Origin of the sequence: Alkalibacterium indicireducens (assembly GCF_039522005.1) — a bacterium.
GTDB classification, from domain to species: Bacteria; Bacillota; Bacilli; order Lactobacillales; family Carnobacteriaceae_A; genus Alkalibacterium; species Alkalibacterium indicireducens.
Genome location: NZ_BAAADA010000173.1, coordinates 1 through 882 on the forward strand (window position 1 = coordinate 1; position 882 = coordinate 882).

Sequence of the window (882 nt, forward strand, 5' to 3'; positions counted from 1 at the left end):
GATAATTATTTATAAGAAGTTTCAATAACCGCAAGGGTTAAACCTGGATATTCAACTGCAAAACTTGAGTTATTTATCAGGGGTTTACAAATCCAGACCAGTGAAGAATCCTTTCTTAAAACCTAACCGTCTCAAACAATAAGTAGGTAGACTGGTCATAACTGATTGCTCTTTATCTTGATCAGGAATTGCATGAACTTTATTCCAGTAAAAGAATCAAAAATACGATAGTCTCTATGAAATCGATTTCTAAAAATGTTGAGAAAACAGCGCCAGTAAAAATAGTAGGAGATCTTGTAACAAACCTCAGATTACGGTGAATCACTAAAAACAATCGAAGGGACTACACAATAGTAGCAGTCTCTTCGATTGTTTTTTTTATTATAGTATATAGATTTGATATGGCCTTTACGATAATAAACCAAGAATCACAAATGTCCATAAGGCAATGACTGTCGCTGGCATATCTAAGTGAGTATCCACATAAGTATTGGTATAGCGCTGAATAATGTCCCCAGAAATGACAGCCAATATACTAAATATGATAGCGATCCAAATATTTCCAAATGTCATTGCCGCAACTCCTGCTACCATTGCAACATGGTGAGAAACCGGAAATGTCAGACCAAAATATATAAAGATAAGTGATGTTGCTGAAATTGCAAATCCCAAACTTGGAATTTCTGTAAGCAATACGATATACCCCATTACTCCTCCCAGAGAGGCACCCCAAATCGCATTGAACAGCATACCTACCCCAGTGAATTTAAATTTAGCCTCATTTTCTGGAAAAACGCCTGTTAAGTGTAGAAAAGCAAAATAATCCAGCCAGTAAATGTCACTTTATTCCGGCAGTTTTATTTAAGAAAATGAGGCAATTAA

The 882-nt window shown here is 35.6% G+C and carries 1 protein-coding gene; it reads right to left on the bottom strand.

Features of this window, described 5'->3' with window-relative positions:
- Positions 1-408 precede the first annotated feature (408 nt).
- Positions 409-750: a DUF7973 family transport facilitator gene (locus ABFX15_RS09710; RefSeq protein WP_487046872.1), complete on the bottom strand. Its 342-nt coding sequence runs from the start codon at positions 748-750 to the stop codon at positions 409-411.
- Positions 751-882 lie beyond the last annotated feature (132 nt).